Below are 22,137 nucleotides of genomic sequence, written 5' to 3'. Positions count from 1 at the left end.
ATAACAATTATACCTGTTAAAGAGTCAAGAATCAAATGTTAAGAATCAAGTTTTCCTGAAACGTGATTCCTGGCATCTTGATTCTCAAATGGTATTAAGCAATCAACAAATTACATCCGCGGATGTCTGACTGGTCAAACCGGCCCAATACTTCAAAAGAGCCATCAGGGTAAATCCTGCCCAAATCCTGCGTAGCAATAAACGCGCAGGAGTTGATATTGGCCAGGTCAATAACGCTGATGCCGCCTGTTTTACCAGTTTGTAACGTACTGAGCGGATCGTTAGTATCCCGGATGATGATCTTCATCCATGGCGGGCAATTGAAAATGCCGTCGCCTTTGGAGTAAGCTTGTGACAGCAGCTCCGTCATTCCATATTCCGAGTGGATCTGCTTTACACCAAAGCCTTTGCCCAAAATGGCGTGCAGCTCCTCGCGAATCATTTCCTTACGACGGCCTTTCATGCCGCCGGTTTCCATTACAACCAGTTCAGGGAAGTTGACCTGGTAGTTTTCAATAAAATCGAGCAGACCGAAAGTAACACCTATTAAAAGCGTAGGTTTCCTGGCATCCTGCTGTTTTTTAAGTTGATGAAACAGCTCATCATGATTATACAAAAAGAAACCGCTATCCGGGTGATTTGATTGTTTAATCAGGTCATCAACCATGTAAATGAGCGACGAACCTTCGCGCTCCAGGTACGACGGGAGCAGAGCCAGTATAGTGAAATCCCTGATATCACCATAAAAAATATTGAATGCACGCCGAAAGCTTTCCTCATACCAGGTTATATCGGTAACCCGGTGACTGCTGGTGATCATCCCGGTGGTACCTGAACTGGTAAAGGTTACCTCAACGGGCGCATCGGTACTTAATATAGTATGTGACTTAAAAAATTCGATAGGTAAAAATGGGATCTGACTGTAAGATGTAATTGATGCGGTGTCAATTTTCAATCCTTCAATAAACTGGCTGTAAACCGGGTTATGCTGTGCCTGGTAGTTGAAAACCTGCAAGGCAGCGTCGTTAAATTGCTCTTCGGTGCTGATAGAAAATATTTCCTGTTTACCTGGTTTGTCCATTGAGGGCAAAGATAAGGAAAACCAAGATTTGAACCATGATTTGCCTGATTATGGGATTTACATGATATCAGGACGTGACACAGGACTAAAGAAAAAAAGTGTAAACTTTTTTCAGGACGAGACAGACGTGACAATCAAGGTAATCCTTCAATCCTATAAATCAAGGTTCATTCGGATAAACTTCGCAAGTTTCGGGTTGAAAGGCTTTGTTTATCGCGCGAACTTTGATCTATCTAAAAAATAATAATCATGAATACATTTAAAATTGTACCGCTATCAAAATCATTCGTCGAAAAAGTAAGGACAACCATGACCGACGAGTTTGGAAGCGAAGTGGTTGAACAACTGGCTACCGGGCTTGGGCCATGCCGGGTTTCACTTAAGCCCTTTGAACGTAACGTTGATAAACGCCTGTTGCTAAAACATTCGCCTTTTGAAATCGAAAATGCCTATAACCAGCCGGGACCTATTTTTATTCACGCTGAAGATGTGGAGGAATACAGCGACATTTATCGTTTCCCGCCGGAGATTAAGGTTAATAAAAAGAGTTTCCCGCTATCGCTCATAGGTTACAGCAAATTGCAGCAAATGGTTCTAACCCGGCTTGTTGGTGATGCCGATGTTGATGAACTGATTAGCGAAATATTTGCCGAGAATGATAATGTTGAATATTTGCATGCCAGAAATGCCCAGGCATGTTGTTTTATATGCAAAATTGAGCGTGTTTGACTTTCCTATTACATAAAATTAAAAAACAAGTACGTGTTTTGGGGGTTAGTTAAGTATTGAATATATAATTAATAATATTAATCATCCATCCCCATGAAAACATTAAAATTCTTGAGACTCCCGGTATTGTTAGGTCTCTTTTTTGTAATGATATCGGCAAAACCGGCCGATGACAGCAAGCAGACAGAACGCATCCATAATTCGTCAAATGTGTTGAAAGAGTTTGCCAAGATGAAGGAAAGCATCCCGCATCAGCTATTGGAAGAATACGAAGGCATTGTTATCATTCCCAAACTCATCAATGCCGGATTTGGCATTGGCGGTAAACGTGGTAAAGGCGTAGCCATGGTGAAACTGGATAATGGCAAATGGAGTGATCCGGTATTTGTTACCTTAACAGGCGGTAGCTTTGGCTTACAAATCGGCGTACAATCCGTTGATCTGGTGCTGGTGTTCCGCCATAAAGGTGTATTAACCAAAGTCAAAAATGGCGATTTTACTATTGGTGGCGATATTTCCGCAGCAGCCGGTCCTGTTGGCCGCAGTTCGACTGCAAGTACCGATTATAAGCTGCAGGCCGAGGTTTACTCATACTCACGCAGCCGTGGTTTGTTTGCCGGGATAACCATCAATGGCTCAAACCTTGGCATCGATAAGGATTCAAATGCTGCTTATTATGGAGCCAAAGCCACCTCGCAGGATATTTTTGCGCAGGCAAGCAGCAATACCGAGGCGGTTAAAACATTAAAAGAAACATTGGCCGCGTTTTAAAAACAATGCGGTGATAAACAAAAATACCCGGAACCTAGCCGGGTATTTTTGTTTTAATGCTTTTGAAATGCCCGTTTAAGCAGTAGTCCGGACAGTGCCGACATTCCACCCACTAAGCCTCCTAAAATGCCGGTTACAGCTAATATATAACCCCAGCCAGGCAGATGAAATAAGTGGGCTATCCTTGTAGCCATGATATGGTCATTGGGTATGCTTTTAAAGAGAGCCAGTACTATCCACACCATCAAAACCGCTATAAAGGCTTGCCAGAAAGAACTTTTTGCTGTTGTGCCAATAAAAAGAGCCGTTAAAAATGATATGACTGCGACTATCCACCAGGGTAAAAAATATCCGCTGGCAAATGAAAGTATAAGTATGATGAAGAACAACATGGTGCTATTATTTACCCGTTAATGTATAAGTTGATTTAATGCGTGGTGACTGTTCACTTACCGATTGCATGAAAAGCAGTTCTTTTAACTTTCCCTCATTCCAGGTTTTGAACATATCATTATAGAAAAAACTACCGGGATTACCTGATTCGCCGCCGGGAAAAATACCGTAACCTTTTACTTTGGGACCCATTTGCACCACCATACGCCATGATGGGCCATGCCCGTCATGAAGGGCATTAACTGTTGATGCTGTGCCACCCGATTCAAAATTACCCGAACCAAAAGCCGTTTGACGTGAAAGGCTCGCTATCTCCATTTTTTTAAATTTACCCCATTGCCAGTTTGCTCCGGGTTTACCACATCTGTCGGTAATTTCCTTTACCGCAGCTGCAAAAGCTTTATTAACGATATCTGCTGCGGTTTCCTTTGCTGGTGTGCGGATGTCATCAAACCATTTGGAAGTTGGCTCATTAAGCAGTAGCTTTTCTGTGCGATCTACAGAAGGAAAATTGTTTTGCAGGGTTTTATCTGCAAAATCATCCCCCCACACAGCATTGTACAATTGCGACCACCAATTGGTAAACACAGTAGCACCTATTGAATTCGGTGCAAAATTTTTGTCCCACATATTGATTTGATCATAAGCGCTAAGTTGTGTAGCATTAAGTTTAGTTGGGTCGATATATTTAAGCAGGGTTGGTAAAATGTTCTGTGCCCGGATACTGTATACATCTGTTTGGAGTTTACGCATACTATCAACGGTGGCATTAGTCATAACGGCAAGTCTGTCATTAATACGTTTACCGCGTTCATAGGGCGCAAATGACCAGTTGATATAATAAGGATAAGAAGGATCTGTTGATGATTGATTGGCCGAGCTTACAAACCCACGAGCAGGATTTTTAATGGTGGGATCCTGCTCAAATGGTACCCAACCATGCCAGTCGTCGGCAGGGTCGGTCCCATCTAAAATAAATTTCCCCTGGTCTTTGTATTTAAGCGGGTATTTACCGTTTGGGGTTATGGCGATATCGTCTTTACTGGCAAAAACAAAATTTGAAGCAGGGGCGCTGAAAAAGGTAAGCGCCTTGCGGTAATCGTCATAGTTTTTGCCTGTATTAAGCAGGTACATAGCCATCAGTTCATTGGATTGTTCGTGTGCTATCCACCTTAAAGAGTGTCCAACCGGAACAAAATCAGGGCCATCGGCTTTTTGAGTATTGTTTTGATACACAACCGGGCCGTGGTGAGTATAAACTACTGTGTCATAAACCGGTTTTTGACCGAGTACTTCAATTTTTTCAATACGACGGGTAGTTTTATTCCATTTGTTATTGTACCAGTATTCCTCCATTTTGGTATCCCTGAATTTTTCCTGGTACCAGTCCAATACGTCGGCATCAACATTGGTAATACCCCAGCTAATGTTATTGTTAAAACCTAAAATAACACAGGGCGCACCCGGTAATGATACACCATAAACATTCATACCCGGCGCGGAAAGCTGTACCTGGTACCAGATAGAAGGTAGTGTGAGGTTAAGATGCGGGTCATTAGCTAAAATAGGATACCCGCTTGCTGTTTTACTGCCCGCTACCGCCCAGTTATTGCTGCCGATACCTTCAACACGGGGTTTAGTATTTGTACTATCTGCCATACCGGCTAAAAAATTAGCAGATGGTTTGGGAATGGGCAATGTTTTAAAATAATCCCATTTTGTCCCTGTAGGGATGATGGGGTCTTCGTGCATAGGATAATCGGGAAAAAGATCATTTGTAACGGCCGGGCCAAATTTGCGCAGGATATTGGTCATGGCAAATTCGTTTGAGCCGCCGGCCAATGTTTCCGACATCAGCTTAAGCAAAAAGGCGCAGTTGATAGGTTTCCAGTCTTCGGGGGCATAGTTCAGGAGTTTAAACTCTATGGGGTAACTCCTCGGGCTTAGCTGATGGATATAACTGTTGATGCCATCGGTATACGCCAGGATCATGTTGCGCACCACGGGATCGACCATCATTGCCTTTATTGTTTTTTCGGCGCCGTAAACCATTCCCATGCGGCGGTGATAGCGATCAATATCCAGCACTTTGGGGCCAATAACTTCAGCCAGCCTGCCTGCTGCCTGCCGGGTTTGGATATCCATTTGCCAAAGACGGTCGGTTGCGGTCATGTATCCCTGGGCAAAGTACAGGTCGTGCTCGTTCTGTGCGAAAATGTGCGGGATATGATTTTCATCAAATTTAATGGTAACCTTACCCTGTAAGCCTTTAAGTTTCAGGTCGAGCGTTGGCAGAATGTGCTTGCTTTCAGCATTTTGCCAAAAACCATCGGCCGGGCTCAGGAATTTTCCTAACGGTGGAACGACGCTTATTTTAGTTTGCAGTGCCCAGATGAGCAGTAATGTGAAAAAGATGGATATGAATGCTTTAGTAAACTTCATTGTTTGGGTGATGATGCCCCTAAAGTTAACCATTTAGGCTGCATATTCAAGTCTTGGCTTATGCTTGCGGTAATGTTTTTTAGGTTTAGGAGTTTGAAGTGAGTCTGTCTTAGGTTGTTTCTTTTCCCGGCGAAAATCCCAGGGTGGGGTAGGGTTGGCATCCTGCCATAAACCAAGTTTATCTTCACGGGCCTGTTGTTCCAGAGCAGCCAGTTCGGTGTTTTTGGAATAGGCTTTATACTGCCAGGCGTAGCCGTTTTTCACCAGCGCATAATTTATATTAGTGCCATCGATAAGTACCACCTGCGCAACGGTACGGCCATAGCGGTCATGTTCGTTACCAATTAATTTTACCTCTTTACCAAAACACAGATCAGAAGTGAATTTTTTAGCTGCCTGTCCAAACGCCTGCGATTTTTCAGGGCAGTCAATTTCGGCAAGCCTTACGGTAACCTGCTGGTTATCGCCGGTAAGCAAACCCAAAGTATCACCGTCTTTTATCTTCACAACTTTATAAACACCGGCATCGGATTGTTTGGTATTATTGGGATTACAACCGGCAATTATAAGTAATACGAGGACGAGGAGGGCAGAGTACTTTTTAAATATCATATATTAATGTGCGGATTTCAGATATGCAAATATGGGTATCTGAAACAGGATTAAAGGGTTTATCGGATTTGACAGTAAGAAGATTAACCCGGATTAAATGAAAAGCATTAAAGGATTTGACCGGCAAAAATCCCGGAATCCGAAATCTTCTCAAATCTCGGTTCTATTTCGCATGCAGGCTCAACGCGTTTCCGTCAGGATCCTTAACAGTGGCAAAGCGGCCCCATGGGGTTGTGTCAACATTGCCTACTTCAAGGCCTTTGGCTTTAAGGTCTGCTATATCTTTATCCAGGTCGTCGGTTTTAATTACAAGGCCGCGTACACTACCCGCCGGCATTTCCGCGAACCAGTTTACGAGGGTGATGGAAGCAGGTGAGCCGGGAAATGCCATCTGGATCCAGGTTTGTTTTTCAAAGTTAGCTTCAACTAATATTTCAAAACCAATTTTCAGGTAGAACGCTTTGGCTGCCTGCTGGTCGGTTACGGGGATGGAGATAATTTCAATTGCTTTCATATATTTAGCTTTGTTTGATGCTAACGGGTTGGCTTAGCCCTGCATTGATTTTCAAATTTATCTTTTAAAATACACAATTGAAACAAATTACCATCGGCACCATGTCGATGTATGTGTATCGAATCCGACGGGCGCACTGTAATAAAGCCCTTTCAATCTTGTAAATCCAATTAAATCCCGGTTCAGATAAAATTGGAACATTAAAGCATTAACTTTGCTGATTATTAATATAGTCTTAATAATTGCCATTATGAGCAAATTTACCATACCTGATAAAGTGTTGTACGTATGCGTAGGCAGCAAATGCGGAAAACGAGGCGGTAAGGACATGTACAAGATCGCAAAATCGTACATTAAACATCATCACGGGCCCGAAGAGTTGGAGGTAATTGAAACCGAATGCACCGACAGGTGTAAATATGCCCCTGTGTGCAGTATCCAGCCCGGCAACACCTGGTTGAAAGAATATCACCCTAAAGAGGTGTTGAAGTTGATGGATCTGATTGAGTGATGTCTTCCAATGGTGCCGTATCATAAGCCCCGGCTTTGTAGGGTCTGGACAGCGCTATTAAAATTCACTAACTTTGCGCCGAATCAAATTACATTACCGGGCCCATGGAAAATTCAACGATTCCCCGTATGCCATTGGAAACGTTCGCAACGGATAACTACCAGCAACCACTACTCAACGTAGAGCATTACCCGGTTGATTCGCAATACTTTGTCATTCAAAACCGGGACACTTACCCGATTAAGGATTATATACCGCCGCACCGTCGTAAATTTTACAAGATCTTCCATATGACCCGGGGCACCGGAGTTTTGACCATCGGCCTTCACCGCTACGAAATGGGGCGGAATGAGATCGCTTTTCTCCACCCCGACGAGATCATGTCCTGGCAAACCACTTCAGCAGAGACTGGCGGACATTTCTGCCTGATTCATCCCAATTACTTCGGGCTCGAAGCCGACCATGTGCTTCAGTTGTTCCGGCAGTTCCCGAACTTTGAGACTGATAAGGCGGTGATCCAACTGACCGACGAACAGTCGGCCACGATCAACGGTTATTTCGAAACCATGCATCGGGAAGACCGCGGTAACAGCGACGATAAAAAGCAGGCAATTTTATTACAGTTGCAGATGCTGTTGCTCGAAAGCCGGCGCGCTGGCAAGAACCTGATGCGCACGAAGGCTTCGGAAGGTTATAGCTATATCTACCGTTTCTTATCCTTACTGGAATCATCCTTTCAGATACAGGAACGTGACTCTTAAGTTAAGCTTAAAACGGCGGCTGAATTTGCAGACCAACTGCATGTGCACCCCAATTATCTGAATTCCCTTGTTCGTAATCAGACAGGAAAAACCCTGCGGGAACACATACAGGATCGTCTGATCCATGAGGCCAAATCCTTACTCGTGCAAACCGACTGGGGTATCAATGAGATCAGCGATGGTCTGGGCTTCTCCGGCCAGGCCGCCTTTACCTCCTTATTCAAGAAAAAGGCCCTTGTTTCTCCTTCAGAATTCCGCAGAAATGCGGCTGTTTCCACTCATATTTGAAACTCACAAATATTCCTGTGATTCGAATAAGTCCCTTCAAGTCCTTCCTGCGCAATTTTGTACCATACAATTAATGATCAAGAAAATGAAAACACAGAAAGTATGGTTCGTTACAGGAGCCTCAAAAGGATTAGGTTTAAGTTTAGTAAAACGGTTGTTAACTCAAGGCTACAAGGTAGCGGCTACTTCAAGAGAGGCAGAAGCCTTACGTACCGAGGTGGGCTACAGCGGCGATGATTTTCTTCCGCTGCAGGTGAACCTGACCGACAATACCAGTGTAGCTGAAGTAATTACCGCGATAGTTGCCAAATTCGGCACGATCGATGTAGTTGTGAATAACGCCGGTTACGGGCAGCTCGGCACATTGGAGGAACTAACCGACGACGAAGCCCGCAAAAACTTTGACGTTAACGTATTCGGTTCGCTGAATGTAATTCGTAACGTAATGCCGATATTCCGCGCCAGGAAATCAGGTGCGTTCTTTAATATCTCTTCAATAGCCGGTTTCCTGGGCACTTTCCCCGGATGGGGTATATACAACGCCACCAAATTTGCGGTTGCCGGCTTTACCGAAGCGCTTTCGGCTGAAGCAAAATCACTGGGTGTAACTGCCACCATCGTTTATCCCGGCTATTTCAAGACCAATTTTCTGCTGCAAGGCTCATTGCGCACCGCAGCAAAGCCGATCAATGACTATAAAGAAGCCCGCGACCTAGAAGTGATCCACAACGAACAGGTCATCGGCAACCAGCCCGGTGACCCTGAAAATGCGGCTTTAGCCTTCATCGAGGTGGCTGAAATGCAAGAGCGTCCGCTGCACTTATTCCTGGGTTCAGATTCATTGGGTATGGCGCAAAACAAGATCGAAGCCATTCAGAAAGACCTGGCTGCTTTCGAGAGTATCAGCAAATCGACCGATTTTAGAAAATAAGCTCTTTTTCGACCTTATAAAAAACCGGCCAGCAATGGCCGGTTTTTTGGTGTTTGCAGGGTAATGCCGAAGGTATCATATGAAAAGGAAAGAGCCACCAAAACAAAAAAGATCGCATCATTTGATTTACGATACAGCCTCCTTAAAATAAGATGTTAAAACAAATGCCTTTCGTTTATCGAAAGGCATTTCGTGTGGAAACCTCTCCCTCTGGAGCGGGCAGGGTGAGGCTTAAGCCTCACTATCATATTTTATCTGACCAACGTGCTTGTCAATCTGCCATCTGCCGGTACCCTCTTCGCCGATAACTTCGAATAGTTCGAGGGCGCGGCGGGCTTTATATTCTTCTTCGCGTTGTTCTTTCAGGAACCAGTTTAGGAACTCCATAGTAACAAAATCCTGTTCTTTCATGCAGCGCGCATATATGTTTTTGATAGCGTTGGTAACGCTAATTTCCTGGTCGAGGGCGTCTTCAAACACTTCGCGGAATGAATTATATTCCTGTTTAATGCCGGTTACCTCAGGTGATACAGCATTGCCGCCCATATCAAGGATATATTTATAAAATTTTAGCTGGTGTTGACGTTCTTCTTCGGCTTGTTTGAAAAAATATTCTGACGAAAAATCATAACCGTTGCGATTGCACCATGATGCCATGGCCAAATATGCTGACGAAGAAAATGCTTCTTTTTTAACTTGCTGATTTAAAAGCGCTTCGATATCTGATGATATCAGGCTTTTTATGCGGAGTAGGTCTTTCATGGTCTTGATAAATTAATGTTATATGTCTTATCGCAGGATAATTATATACAATAATAATGCTGTAAAGGCATATTAGTTTAATTTAAAGACAATATGAAATTAATCTAAATTGTGTTGATAATTAGTCTAATTACAGTGAGTTGCTGTAAAGGCGGTCATGGATAATGTGGTTGAGTTCCAGCATTACAAAAGTACCTTCTAAAAGATCTTTCAGGCTGATGATCTGAGCCAGTGAAAGTACATAACAATGATCGCAGGCGCAGATGAAAATGATCTCCACGTCGGGATCAGTAGTGGTGTTCAGCAGTTTTTGCTCAATGTCGATAGCATAAACCGCTTTGCGTAATTTTAAGAAATTGCGATGATCAAACCGGGCAACCTTACCGGCGAAATCGATATACCAGCAACGCTCCGCATCGCATTGGTAAACGACACCTGTTTTGGTGCTGAAAACGTCGGTCCATAAAGTTAGTTCGGTGGTCCCAATCATATAATGGTTGCAAATATTGGTATTATTTGTAATCAATCCAAATAAATACAAGAAAAATTTTAACAAATTTGGAGAGGTTTGAGGTAGTAAGAGCTTTAGTTGTATGCGACAAACATTGACCCGCTCAATCGCCGCGGGGCGGCTGCTGCTTTTGTCTTGACACAAAAGTAACCAAGAAGTCAAGTCGGCAGACAGGCTTCTTCGCCGTACTGACCAATCCGCCTTCCTCTCCTTGGCCTTTGCCCTGCAAATCGGTCAGAACCACGGGCTGCAATTATTTTGCCCAGGCCGCGCACACCTCAATGTCAGCAAAAACTTGCTATGCCCCTGCAACCGCACAGGCCACCATTGTTCTGTCGGCTTTCACCCGAAGCTTACCGGCAGACGGAGGAAGATAGGGAGAGTTAGGAAGCAAGACAATGAGAGTCAGGATGAAAGACAAAAGAGAAGAGCTTAATAAGGGAAAAGGCTGTTATAATCTCCCAAACAAAAGTGCGCCGGCCCGACAAAAAAGCGGGCCGGGGAGTATGGCCTGTGGGTGGAAGCATTTTTTTGTCTTGATTTTTTGGTTACTTTTTCATCAAGGAAAAAGTGACTGGCCCCGCCCGGCCAAGAGGGCGACGATGTAAGTTATAAAACCATAAAATTTGTTATCTGCCAATGGGGTACAACGGTAATTAACTTATCTGTAACTTTTTCATACAAGCAATTAATTTTATTATAAATTTGGAACGTGGTTACGGGTTTATCCGAAATCAAACCAATTATCCTTTTATCATTTTTTATATGAGAAAAACCTTACTATCCGCCTTATGCTGCTTGCTGGCTGCTTTGGGTGTAGAGGCACAAACGCCTGCACTTGAGCGTGTTGAGCCCATGTCCTGGTGGGTTGGCATGAGTAATCCCAACCTCCAACTGGTTGTGCATGGCAACAATATTGCCGCCCGTAATGTAGTGCTTGCTTACCCCGGTGTAAAGCTTAAAGCAGTTCATAAAGTTGAAAATCCGAATTATTTATTGATTGATCTGAAAATTTTTTCATCGGCTATTCCGGGAACGTTCCCGATAAAATTTAAGAAAGCAGGCGAAAAAGACCTTACGTATAGTTATACACTTAACAAACGCGACAGATCTGCAGGCAGGGCGCAGGGCGTTACCAGTAAAGATCTGATCTATCTCATTATGCCTGACAGGTTTAGCAATGGCGATGTTGCCAACGACTCATTTGATAACCTACGTGAGCGAGGCATCCACCGCGATTCGATGTTCAGCCGCCATGGGGGTGACCTTCAGGGGATCATGAACCATTTGGATTACCTGAAAAATTTAGGAGTAACTGCAATCTGGCTTACACCCGAAATTGAGAATGACGAGCCAAGCGCTTCGTATCACGGGTATGCCGTTACTGATTATTATAAGATAGATCCACGGTACGGCACTAATGACCTTTACAAAAAGTTTGTGGAAAAATGCCACAGCATGGGGCTTAAGGTTATTAAAGACCTTGTACATAACCATGCCGGTACCGAAGGTTACCTTATACAGGATATGCCAATGAAAAGCTGGGTACACCAATGGCCAGCGTACACCAAATCAAACTTCAGGGATGCGGCTGTGATGGATCCGCACGCCTCGCCAATGGACCGCAAACTGATGCAGGACGGCTGGTTTGACCACCGCATGGCCGATTTAAACCAAAATAATGTTTACGTACAAAACTACCTTACCCAAAACCACATCTGGTGGGTGGAGTATGCGGGTATCGACGGTTTCAGGCTGGATACTTATCCTTATAATGAACCTGTTTATATGGCCAAATGGGCAAAAGATGTAAAAGCCGAATTTCCGAAGCTTTCCATATTTGGCGAAACGCTGGTATGGTCTGCCGCTAACCAGGCATTTTTTACGCAGGGCAATACGGTTAACCGGGGTTTTGATACCCAGCTACCGGGCGTAACCGATGCTGTTTTAAAAGATGCAATTTATGAAGCTATTAATGGTAACGATGGCTGGACAGACGGTGTTGGTCGCTTGTATTCGGTAGTAGCTCAGGACTTTCTATACCAGGATGCCACCCGCAATACCATATTTATGGATAACCACGATATGAGCCGTTTACTATCAATGGTAGGGGAGGATATTACCAAATACAAATCGGCTATGGCTATGCTGCTGACCATGAGGGGCGTGCCGCAAATGTATTATGGCGATGAGATCCTGATGAAAAACTACTCGAACCCCGATGGTCTGGTACGCGAGGACTTCCCGGGCGGCTGGGCCGGCGATAAGGAAAATAAATTTACTGCCGAAGGCCGCAGTAAAAAAGAGAATGACGCTTTTAATTATGTGAGTAAGCTGGCTAATTACCGCAAAAGCACTACTGCTCTGCAAATAGGTAAAATGATGCAGTTTGTGCCCGAAAAAGGTATTTATGTTTATTTTAGGTATGATGCCCAAAAAACGGTAATGATCATGTTCAACAGCAGCGATAAGGAACAGGAAACTACTACAGCACGGTATTTTGAGCGTATTGGCGATGCCAAAAAAGCAAGGAATATACTAACGGATGAAATGATTGGACTGGATAAAGTCACTATACCGGGCAAAACAACTTTAGTGTTAGAATTAATACCCGGTGTTACCCATTAAAATAATATCTTAGGGAACTAATTCCCTGTGTTTTACCAAAAAAATGAATACAATAAAAGCCTGTATTTTTGACCTCGACGGTGTAATAGTCGATACCGCCGTTTACCATTATAAAGCCTGGAAAAGGCTGGCCAATTCGCTTGGCTTTGATTTTACCGAACATCAGAACGAACAGCTGAAGGGCGTAAGCCGTGTACGTTCGCTGCAATTGATCCTGGGCTGGGGCGGCGTTACCAAAACAGAAGCCGAACAGGAGCAGTTGGCTACTCAAAAAAACAACTGGTATATGGAAATGGTAAACCAGATGAAACCCGAAGAGATCCTGCCTGGTGCCAAAGAGTTTTTAACAACCTGCCGTGCGGTAGGTCTTAAAACCGCGCTGGGTTCCGCCAGTAAAAACTCAATGACCATATTGGAGAAAATTGGTATCACCGATATGTTTGATGCGGTGATTGATGGTAACAAAGTAAGTAAAGCCAAACCAGATCCCGAAGTATTTTTGGCGGGTGCACAGGCCCTGGGCGTTTTACCTGAAGAATGCGTGGTTTTTGAAGATGCCATTGCGGGCGTTGAGGCCGCCGTTGCCGGTGATATGAAAGTGGTAGGCATCGGCTCATCCGATGTACTTAAAGGCGCCAACCTGGTTATTAGAGGTTTGGACGAAATGACTTTAGATAAATTGTATAAACTATAGCTCCGGCCAACCCTCCCCTAAAGGGAGAGGGCTTTAAAACGGGCGTTATTAATTAAACTATTAACTATTAAATTCAAGTCTCACCCTTTAGGGAGAGATTTAGAGGGGGCAAATGAAAAACTATATAAAAGCTGATGAGTGGAAGATAATTGAAGAAGGCTTCGATCCTCATTACAATAAAATTTCTGAAAGTATCTTCAGCTTAGGTAATGGCCGCATGGGCCAGCGCGCCAATTTTGAAGAAGCTTACAGCGGCGATACCCTGCAAGGCAACTACGTAGCCGGGGTTTACTATCCTGATAAAACCCGTGTAGGCTGGTGGAAGAATGGTTATCCCGAGTATTTTGCTAAGGTGCTCAATGCCGCCAACTGGGTTGGTATTGATGTGGTAATTGACGGCGAGCAACTTGACCTTGCTAAATGCGAAGTATTCAGTTTCCGCCGGGAACTAAACATGAAAGAAGGTTACCTGAAGCGCGATTTTAGTGCTAAAACAGCATCGGGTAAAGAAGTAAAAGTGGAGGCTATTCGCTTTTGCAGCATGGCCGATGATGAAACATGTGCTATTAAATATACCCTTACGCCGTTAAATTTTAGTGGGGCCATCACCTTAACGCCTTCAATTGATGGAGATGTGGTGAACAAAGATTCCAACTATGATGAAAAGTTTTGGGACGAAGTAAGCAAGGCAACACAAACCGATGGCGGTTACATCGTAATGCGCACCAAAAAAACAGGCTTTGAGGTTGCTACAGGTATGAAGTTTAGTATCCTTCAAAATGCTGAAGTTATTGAATTAGCTACCGAAGCCATCAAAAAGGAAAAATATGTAGCTTCTAAAATTGATCTGCAGGCAAAACAGGGCGAAAGTATTACCATTATCAAATATGCTGCTAACCTTTCATCGCAAAACTACAAACCCGAAGAGTTGGTTGAGCAGTTAAATGCTACATTAAATCGTATCAGCGCCAAAGGTTTTGAAACCATGCTGGCCGAACAAGTTGCTGCCTGGGCCGAAAAATGGAAACACAATGATATCATTATTGATGGCGATGTATCTGCACAACAGGCTATCCGTTTTAATATTTACCAGCTTAACCAAACCTATACCGGTGAGGATGATCGCCTGAATATTGGCCCCAAAGGTTTTACAGGAGAAAAATACGGAGGCTCTACCTATTGGGATACTGAGGCGTACTGTGTGCCTTTTTATCTCTCAACTGCACCACAAAAGGTTACCCGTAATTTGCTGCTTTACCGCTATAAACAATTGGGTAAAGCCATTGAAAACGCGCAATTATTAGGATTTAAAAATGGCGCTGCCCTATATCCAATGGTTACCATGGATGGCACCGAATGCCATAACGAATGGGAGATCACTTTTGAGGAGATCCACCGTAATGGGGCTATTGCTTTTGCTATTTATAACTATGTGCGTTATACCGGCGACGAAGCTTATTTAGGCGATTATGGTTTTGAGGTATTGTTAGGCATAGCCAGGTTTTGGTCGCAAAGGGTTAACTGGTCGGATGATAAGCAGCAGTACGTAATGCTGGGCGTAACCGGGCCAAACGAATACGAGAACAATGTAAACAATAACTGGTACACCAGTACTATTGCAACCTGGTGTATGCAATATACTGTTGATGTTGCTGATAAAATAAAAGCAGCTGATCCGGAAAAATATGCAGCGTTGGTAAGCAAGCTGAACCTGGATGAGGAGACCGAATTTGGCCGTTTCAACGATATCATCCAAAAGATGTATTACCCATACGACGAGAAACGCCAGGTGTTTTTACAACAGGACGGCTACCTGGATAAAGAGCAGATCCTGGTAAAAGATCTGCCCGCGTCAGAGCGTCCTATCAATCAAAAATGGAGCTGGGACAGGATCTTGCGTTCATGCTACATTAAACAGGCTGACGTACTGCAGGGAATTTACTTTTTTGAAGATCAGTACGATATAGATACTATTCGCCGCAACTTTGATTTTTACGAGCCGCGTACTGTACATGAATCATCATTATCACCATGCGTGCATGCTATTTTGGCTGCCAAACTCGGCGATGAAGCCCGTGCTTATGAGTTTTACCTGCGCACGGCTCGCTTAGATCTGGATGATTACAACAACGATACTGATGATGGCTGTCATATCACCTCAATGGCTGGCACCTGGATGGCTGTTGTTGAAGGTTTTGGCGGGATGCGTGTAAGGGATGGCAACCTGGTATTTCAGCCGTTCATTCCCAAAAAATGGTCGTCATTTTCGTTCCACATAGGTTTTCGCGGTGCCTTGCTGAATATTAAAGTGAGCAAAGAAGGTGTGCAGATCAAAAACGCTTCGGATGTGGAAACAACAGTGCTGGTTTATGGTAAAGAGCAATTGGTGAAAGCCAATGATGAACTACTGGTTGAAGCGTAATGAAAGGCAATAAGATTTTTACCTGTTTTATTGCTGCAACAATGTTGCCCGTTATTACGTTGGCACAGGTAAAACCACATCATACAAAAAAACGCATGGAACAAACTACCAACCATAAGCTCATCATATACCAGTTATTGCCCCGCCTGTTTGGCAATACCAACACACTTAATAAAACCAATGGATCTATTGAGGAAAACGGTGTAGGCAAGCTGAACGATATCAACGATAAGGCCCTGCAGGAGATAAAGAAAATGGGCTTTACCTATGTTTGGTACACGGGCGTAATTGAGCACGCTACCATGACTGATTATTCGCAATATGGTATTAAAGCCGATGATCCGGATATAGTGAAGGGCAGGGCAGGTTCACCTTATGCAATTAAAGATTATTACGATATCGATCCCGACCTGGCAGTTGATGTTAAAAACCGTATCGGCGAGTACGAAGCGCTTATCAAACGCAGCCACAACAATGGTTTAAAAGTATTGATGGATTTGGTTCCAAACCACGTAGCCCGTACCTATGGTTCGGACGTTAAACCGGCCGGGGTACGTGATTTTGGTGAGGATGATGAAAAGAGCAAGGCTTTTAGTCCAACTAACGATTTTTACTATATGCCTGGCCAGCCTTTTGTTGTGCCGTCGGGCTATAATCCCGGAGGTGATGAATTCAAAAGTCTGATGAAGGATGGTCATTTTGATGAAAACCCAGCCAAAGCAACCGGTAACGATGTTTTCAGCGCTGCACCCTCAATTAATGATTGGTTCGAGACTATAAAGCTAAACTACGGGGTTGACTATATGGATCATCGCCGTGGTCATTTTGATCCGATTCCGCCGCTTTGGAACAAGGTTTATGATATTCTGCATTACTGGAGCGAAAAAGGTGTGGATGGTTTCCGTTGCGACATGGTTGAGATGGTGCCGATTGAGTTTTGGGGTTGGGTAATCCCTAAGCTTAAAGCTAGGCATCCTGGGATTATTTTCGTTGGCGAAGCTTACGACAAAGGCAAATACAGCGATTATATTAATAAAGGAAAGTTTGATTATCTGTACGATAAGGTAGGCCTGTATGATGCTATCAAACGCCTTACCCGCGATGAGCACAATTCATCAACCTGGGAAATCAACGCTGTTTGGAACCACGATAGCAAAGGCATTGACGAGCACATGCTCCGGTTTATGGAAAACCACGATGAGCAGCGCATCGCTTCAAATGATTTCGCAGGTAACCCATGGTTAGCCGTACCTGGCATGATCGTAACAGCCACTTTAAACACCGGCCCTGTAATGGTTTACTTTGGGCAGGAAGTAGGAGAGCCGGCTATCGGTAATGAAGGGTTTAGTGGTAACGATGGCCGCACTTCCATATTTGATTACTGGGGTGTTCCGCAGCATCAAAAATGGGTTAATAACCACAAGTACGATGGCGCGAAATTATCGGCAGATCAACAAAAGCTTCGTGGCTTTTACTACAACCTGCTTACTGCAGTGCACAATAGTGAAGCTCTTAAATCGGGCGCTTTCTATGAGCTGATGATAGCTAATGAACATCAGCCGGGCTTTGATACCCGTTTGTATATCTACGCCCGCTATACCAATAATCAACGTATATTAGTAATAACCAATTTTAACCGGAGTGAGCGTAAACTAACCGTAAAGCTTCCGGAAGACCTGTTAACAAAATTAAACCAAAGCGGCCATAAACAATTCACCGACCTGCTGAGCGGCGCTAAATTCGATACCGATGATATACGTAATGGTGTTGAAGTAAGCCTACCCGCCATGGGCGGATTGTTGCTGGAGTTTTGATCAGAATTTACTGAATTTTAAAATTGACAGAATGCCTATCATGTTGTGAAAATACCATGGTGTTCCGTGCAGAGGCCTATCTCCCTGAGCTTGTCGACGGGTCGCGTGCAAAGGCCCTGCCCACCATGCTTCGACAGGCCCAGCATGACACCCTGATATTCTGAAAATCCTAAAATTCTGAGAATTCTGATTCTGACATTATAAAACCAATTATGAGTAAACCAACCATCGCGCAAAAGCCACGGTTAAGCTTTTGGCAGATCTTTAACATGAGCTTCGGCTTTTTGGGCATCCAGTTTGGTTTTGCCTTACAAACTGGTAACGCCAGCCGCATCCTCCAAACCTTTGGTGCAGATGTGGAGCATTTGTCGTGGTTTTGGCTGGCCGCGCCTATAACAGGTATGGTTGTTCAGCCTATCATAGGTCATTACAGCGACAGGACCTGGAACCGTCTTGGTCGCCGCCGCCCTTACTTTTTAACAGGCGCTATTTTATCGGGTTTGGCATTATTCTTTATGCCCAACTCATCTATGTTGGCAGCGCTGATCCCGCCGATAGTAGTAGGCGCGGGTATGCTCATGATTATGGATGCCTCGTTTAACGTAGCTATGGAACCCTTCAGAGCTTTGGTGGCTGATAACCTGCCCGATAGTCAGCATACTACCGGTTTTTCTATGCAAACCTGTTTGATAGGTGTAGGCGCTGTAATTGGTTCATGGTTACCTTATGTTTTTGCCGAATGGTTCGGAATAGCCAAAACAGCCGATCAGGGCATTGTGCCTAATAATGTGCTGTATTCATTTTACATTGGTGCTGCGGTTTTAATAGGCGCTATTTTATGGACTGTAGTCCGCACTAAAGAATATCCTCCCGAAGTTTATGCTACCTTTCATGAAAAGGACGAAACAGTATCTGGGCATAATGGTGGTTTGTTGGAGATCTTCTCCGATCTGGTAAACATGCCTAAAACCATGAAACAGCTGGGATTGGTACAGTTCTTTTCCTGGTTTGCACTTTTCTCTATGTGGGTATTTACCACCCCGGCAGTTGTTGATCATGTTTACCACATCCCGGCAGGGGACACTTCTTCGGCAGCCTATAATGATGCCGCCAACTGGGTAAATGTATTGTTTGGTGTATATAATTTAGTATCGGCAGTGTATGCTTTGTTATTACCCCGCATAGTTAAAAAACTGAGCCGAAAAAAAGCGCATGCGTTTTCATTAACTATGGGCGGTTTAGGGTTAATCTCCGTATTCTTTATTCCTGATCCCCGTCTGCTGATCTTGTCAATGATTGGTGTCGGTTTGGCTTGGGGTAGTATCCTTGCTATGCCATATGCTATTCTATCAAGCTCAATACCAGCTAAAAAGATAGGCGTATACATGGGTATTTTTAATTTCTTTATCACTTTTCCGCAAATAGTTAATGGCATTATTGGTGGTCCGATAGTGAAGTATGCATACAGCGGTCATGCCATTTATGCTTTGGTAATGGCCGGTATTTTTATGTTCCTGGGGGCGATAGCCGTTCTTTTTGTTCAGGATGGTAAGAAAATTCAAATAATTGAAGCTGCAAATTGAATAAAAATTAAGGATTTGGCACGGTTAATGGTTTTTCGTTAATTCAATTATTGTATATTGCGTAGTAAGTACACTTTATACATCTTTGCAGAAGCCACTAATTTGTTTGAATGGAAAGTAATACCCCAAATCCGGAGTTGATAACCAGTAAGTTAATTGAAGCAGAAAACTTACTTGAAGAAGAAGAGGAATTTCACCACCTTAATAACCCTGCCGATGGTATTAAGCCGGTTGTAAAAAAATATCTCGGTGTACCCAATCATGCCGATCAGGTGGGGAATAAGTTCTACTTTACTGATGGCGATGCTAAAGTTGAAGTAATAGTTGTTACCGACGAGATTATCCGTGTAAGGCTTGCGCCGCATAGCGTTTTTTTAGATGATTTTTCATATGGGGTACCTAAGCTGCCCACCAAGGCGGCAGGTTTCACTTTGCATGAAGATGATAATGAATTTCGGGTATCTACTTATAAAGTGAATTGCCATATCCGCAAAAAGGATTTCTTTATCTCTTTCTCAGATAGCAGTAACCATGTAACCAGCATCGATGCAGTGCCAATGCATTGGGAAGAGAACGTGCAGGCTGGCGGTTATTATGTGTTTTGCACCAAAACCTGCGCACCCGACGAAAGCTTCTTTGGCTTAGGCGATAAACCAACCGAATTTAACCTACGCGGCAAAAGGCTAAAAAACTGGAACACTGATGCCTACTCATTTCAGTGGAACCAGGACCCTTTGTACCGCAGTATCCCTTTTTACATAAGCGTAAACGAGGGTATAGCACACGGTATCTTTTTTGATAATACATTTAAAGCGCAATTTGACTTTGGCGCCGAAGACAGGACTAAAACAAGTTTTTGGGCTGATGGCGGCGAACTGCAATATTACTATATCCACGGGCCGCACATGATGGACGTGGTAAAAAGCTATCACACCTTAACCGGTACACACCCTATGCCACCGCTTTGGGCGCTGGGTTACCATCAATGCCGCTGGAGCTATTATCCTGAAGCTAAGGTTAGGAAGATAGCTAAAGGTTTCCGCGAAAACCAGATCCCATGTGATGGCATCTACCTGGATATCGATTATATGGATGGTTACCGCTGCTTTACCTGGAACCGTAAGTATTTCCCTGATCCTAAAAAAATGATCAGTGAGCTTGCGGCTGATGGCTTTAAAACCGTGGTAATTATTGACCCGGGGATCCGTGTGGATGACAACTACGAGGTATTCAGAGAGGGTAAGGAGAAGCGATATTTCTGCCGCCGAAGCGATGATTACTTTATGGAGGGCCACGTATGGCCGGGCCGTTGTCAGTTTCCAGATTTTACCAATCCTGAAGTACGCGAATGGTGGGGCGGTTTGTTTGACGAATTGGTTCAAATGGGCGTTGCCGGTGTTTGGAACGATATGAATGAGCCTGCTGTATTTGGTGCCGGTACCTTCCCTGATGATGTGCGTCACCAGTACGATGGTTACCGTGGATCACACCGTAAGGCACATAATATTTATGGCATGCAGATGGTGCGCTCAACCTACGAAGGCTTGCGCAAGATCATGAAAAACAAACGTCCTTTTACCATTACAAGGGCAGGTTACTCGGGTGTACAACGCTTTTCATCGGTGTGGACTGGTGATAACGTAGCCTCATGGGAACATCTTAAGCTGGGTAATATCCAGTGTCAGCGTTTGTCGATATCGGGTATACCGTTTTGTGGTACCGACATTGGCGGTTTTAGTGGTGAACCCGATGGTGAACTGTTTACCCGCTGGATTCAGATGGGTACCTTTTCGCCATTTATGCGTGCACACTCGGCGGGTGATACCAAAGAGCGTGAACCGTGGAGTTTTGGCGAGCCATTCACGGCAATCAACCGTAAGTTTATTGAACTGCGTTACCGCCTGATCCCTTATCTGTACTCAACTTTCTGGGAGCATCACCGCTATGGTTTCCCTATTTTGAGGCCGATAGTGATGCATGAGCAAGACACACAGCTAAACCATTTCCGCCAGGATGAGTTTACTTATGGCGATAAGATATTGGTTTGCCCGGTAATGGAGCCAGGCCAGATCAAGCGTAATGTGTACCTGCCAAAAGGAAAATGGTACAACTTCTGGACTTACGAGGTTGTTGACGGCGGCCAGGAAGTATCAGTAGATACCCCGCTTGAGACTATGCCGGTATTTATAAAAGCCGGTTCGGTGATACCTGAATATCCGGTGATGCAATACGTTGGCCACAAAGAGATTGAAGAAGTAAAGCTGAATATTTACTATACCGATTATGAGGTAAATTCATTCCTGTTTGAAGATTACGGCGAAACCTTTGCTTACGAGCAGGATATTTACCTGGAGAAAAAGTTTGTGGTAAATGGCAGCAGCAAAAATTTAACCATTGATCAGAGCCTGGAAGGTTTGTATACCCCACGCTATGACGGCTATCATTTTAACCTGATAGGTTTGCCGTTTACGCCATCAAAAATAAAAGTAGATGGCAAAGAGGTAAAAGAATTTCAACTAAATGATGATAAAACGGTAGAGTTTAAATACAGTAAAAACTTTAAACATATTGAAATAAGCAAATAGTATTTATATAGCCAAACTACCTCTTCGTAACGCCAGTGCGAGGTATGAAGCAATCGCAAACCATACAGGTCTAACCTGTTAAGATAGATGGATTGCTTAGTACTA

General features: G+C 43.9%; 20 protein-coding genes. 13 read left to right on the top strand and 7 right to left on the bottom strand.

Annotated features, from left to right (window positions below; translation table 11 throughout):
* Positions 1–94 precede the first annotated feature (94 nt).
* On the bottom strand, positions 95–1,081 hold the full coding sequence (locus tag DIU38_RS17560) for a LuxE/PaaK family acyltransferase (protein WP_112658089.1): 987 nt from the start codon (positions 1,079–1,081) through the stop codon (positions 95–97).
* 249 nt (positions 1,082–1,330) lie between these two features.
* On the opposite strand from DIU38_RS17560, the gene DIU38_RS17555 reads away from it, so the two are divergent.
* Together DIU38_RS17555 and DIU38_RS17550 are read left to right on the top strand one after the other, a co-directional pair.
* Positions 1,331–1,810 carry a DUF1203 domain-containing protein gene (locus DIU38_RS17555; protein WP_112658093.1) on the top strand — a complete coding sequence of 160 codons (480 nt, stop codon included), beginning with the start codon at positions 1,331–1,333 and terminating at the stop codon, positions 1,808–1,810.
* 93 nt (positions 1,811–1,903) lie between these two features.
* Positions 1,904–2,581: a lipid-binding SYLF domain-containing protein gene (locus DIU38_RS17550; protein WP_176844367.1), complete on the top strand. Its 678-nt coding sequence runs from the start codon at positions 1,904–1,906 to the stop codon at positions 2,579–2,581.
* A 53-nt stretch (positions 2,582–2,634) separates the two neighbouring features.
* Here DIU38_RS17550 and DIU38_RS33140 read toward each other — a convergent pair whose 3' ends face one another.
* Entirely contained in the window at positions 2,635–2,775 is a 141-nt protein-coding gene (locus tag DIU38_RS33140; RefSeq protein ID WP_167516217.1) for a hypothetical protein, read from the bottom strand.
* Here DIU38_RS33140 and DIU38_RS17545 point away from each other — a divergent pair.
* Positions 2,774–2,995, top strand: a complete 222-nt coding sequence (locus tag DIU38_RS17545) for a hypothetical protein (RefSeq protein WP_112658095.1) — start codon at positions 2,774–2,776, stop codon at positions 2,993–2,995. The genes DIU38_RS33140 and DIU38_RS17545 overlap by 2 nt on opposite strands.
* On the opposite strand, the gene DIU38_RS17540 is transcribed toward DIU38_RS17545, so the two are convergent.
* From DIU38_RS17540 to DIU38_RS17530, 3 genes are all read right to left on the bottom strand, one after another.
* Positions 2,981–5,416, bottom strand: a complete 2,436-nt coding sequence (locus DIU38_RS17540) for a penicillin acylase family protein (RefSeq protein WP_112658141.1) — start codon at positions 5,414–5,416, stop codon at positions 2,981–2,983. The two genes, DIU38_RS17545 and DIU38_RS17540, sit on opposite strands and share 15 nt — an antisense overlap.
* A 33-nt stretch (positions 5,417–5,449) precedes the next feature.
* The gene (locus DIU38_RS17535) at positions 5,450–6,028 is read right to left on the bottom strand and encodes a thermonuclease family protein (protein ID WP_112658097.1); all 579 of its coding nucleotides are present in this window, start codon (positions 6,026–6,028) and stop codon (positions 5,450–5,452) included.
* Between the two features lie 163 nt (positions 6,029–6,191).
* Positions 6,192–6,542: a VOC family protein gene (locus DIU38_RS17530; RefSeq protein ID WP_112658099.1), complete on the bottom strand. Its 351-nt coding sequence runs from the start codon at positions 6,540–6,542 to the stop codon at positions 6,192–6,194.
* A 250-nt stretch (positions 6,543–6,792) separates the two neighbouring features.
* Between DIU38_RS17530 and DIU38_RS17525 the strand changes: the two genes are divergently transcribed.
* The 4 genes from DIU38_RS17525 (at position 6,793) to DIU38_RS17515 (ending at position 9,033) form a co-directional block, all read left to right on the top strand.
* The gene (locus tag DIU38_RS17525) at positions 6,793–7,053 is read left to right on the top strand and encodes a (2Fe-2S) ferredoxin domain-containing protein (RefSeq protein ID WP_091163031.1); all 261 of its coding nucleotides are present in this window, start codon (positions 6,793–6,795) and stop codon (positions 7,051–7,053) included.
* A 104-nt stretch (positions 7,054–7,157) separates the two neighbouring features.
* Entirely contained in the window at positions 7,158–7,814 is a 657-nt protein-coding gene (locus DIU38_RS17520; protein ID WP_243770725.1) for a cupin domain-containing protein, read from the top strand.
* 42 nt (positions 7,815–7,856) lie between these two features.
* Positions 7,857–8,102: a helix-turn-helix domain-containing protein gene (locus DIU38_RS34115; protein ID WP_243770726.1), complete on the top strand. Its 246-nt coding sequence runs from the start codon at positions 7,857–7,859 to the stop codon at positions 8,100–8,102.
* Positions 8,103–8,187: 85 nt separating this feature from the next.
* The gene (locus DIU38_RS17515) at positions 8,188–9,033 is read left to right on the top strand and encodes an SDR family NAD(P)-dependent oxidoreductase (protein ID WP_112658143.1); all 846 of its coding nucleotides are present in this window, start codon (positions 8,188–8,190) and stop codon (positions 9,031–9,033) included.
* Between the two features lie 231 nt (positions 9,034–9,264).
* On the opposite strand, the gene DIU38_RS17510 is transcribed toward DIU38_RS17515, so the two are convergent.
* A complete protein-coding gene (locus tag DIU38_RS17510; protein WP_112658101.1) occupies positions 9,265–9,795 on the bottom strand; it encodes a ferritin in 531 nt (176 codons plus the stop codon).
* A gap of 130 nt (positions 9,796–9,925) precedes the next feature.
* The gene (locus DIU38_RS17505; RefSeq protein WP_112658103.1) at positions 9,926–10,285 is read right to left on the bottom strand and encodes a hypothetical protein; all 360 of its coding nucleotides are present in this window, start codon (positions 10,283–10,285) and stop codon (positions 9,926–9,928) included.
* A gap of 786 nt (positions 10,286–11,071) precedes the next feature.
* On the opposite strand from DIU38_RS17505, the gene DIU38_RS17500 reads away from it, so the two are divergent.
* From DIU38_RS17500 to DIU38_RS17475, 6 genes are all read left to right on the top strand, one after another.
* Positions 11,072–12,934, top strand: coding sequence for a glycoside hydrolase family 13 protein (locus DIU38_RS17500; RefSeq protein ID WP_112658145.1), 1,863 nt, complete (start codon positions 11,072–11,074; stop codon positions 12,932–12,934).
* Positions 12,935–12,977: 43 nt separating this feature from the next.
* Positions 12,978–13,628 (top strand): beta-phosphoglucomutase, encoded by a 651-nt coding sequence (gene pgmB, locus DIU38_RS17495; RefSeq protein WP_112658107.1) that lies wholly within the window; start codon positions 12,978–12,980, stop codon positions 13,626–13,628.
* Between the two features lie 112 nt (positions 13,629–13,740).
* Positions 13,741–16,050 carry a glycoside hydrolase family 65 protein gene (locus DIU38_RS17490; protein WP_112658109.1) on the top strand — a complete coding sequence of 770 codons (2,310 nt, stop codon included), beginning with the start codon at positions 13,741–13,743 and terminating at the stop codon, positions 16,048–16,050.
* Complete coding sequence (locus DIU38_RS17485) at positions 16,050–17,864, top strand: alpha-amylase family glycosyl hydrolase (protein WP_243770915.1); 1,815 nt, start codon at positions 16,050–16,052, stop codon at positions 17,862–17,864. The genes DIU38_RS17490 and DIU38_RS17485 overlap by 1 nt, the downstream gene beginning before the upstream one ends.
* A 212-nt stretch (positions 17,865–18,076) precedes the next feature.
* Positions 18,077–19,447 (top strand): MFS transporter, encoded by a 1,371-nt coding sequence (locus tag DIU38_RS17480; protein WP_112658111.1) that lies wholly within the window; start codon positions 18,077–18,079, stop codon positions 19,445–19,447.
* A gap of 110 nt (positions 19,448–19,557) precedes the next feature.
* Complete coding sequence (locus tag DIU38_RS17475; protein WP_091163038.1) at positions 19,558–22,032, top strand: TIM-barrel domain-containing protein; 2,475 nt, start codon at positions 19,558–19,560, stop codon at positions 22,030–22,032.
* Positions 22,033–22,137 lie beyond the last annotated feature (105 nt).

This window comes from Mucilaginibacter metallidurans, from assembly GCF_003286435.2.
Lineage (GTDB): Bacteria > Bacteroidota > Bacteroidia > Sphingobacteriales > Sphingobacteriaceae > Mucilaginibacter > Mucilaginibacter gossypii.
The sequence above is the reverse complement of the archived record's forward strand: the minus strand, read 5'-3'. Positions and strand labels throughout refer to the sequence as shown.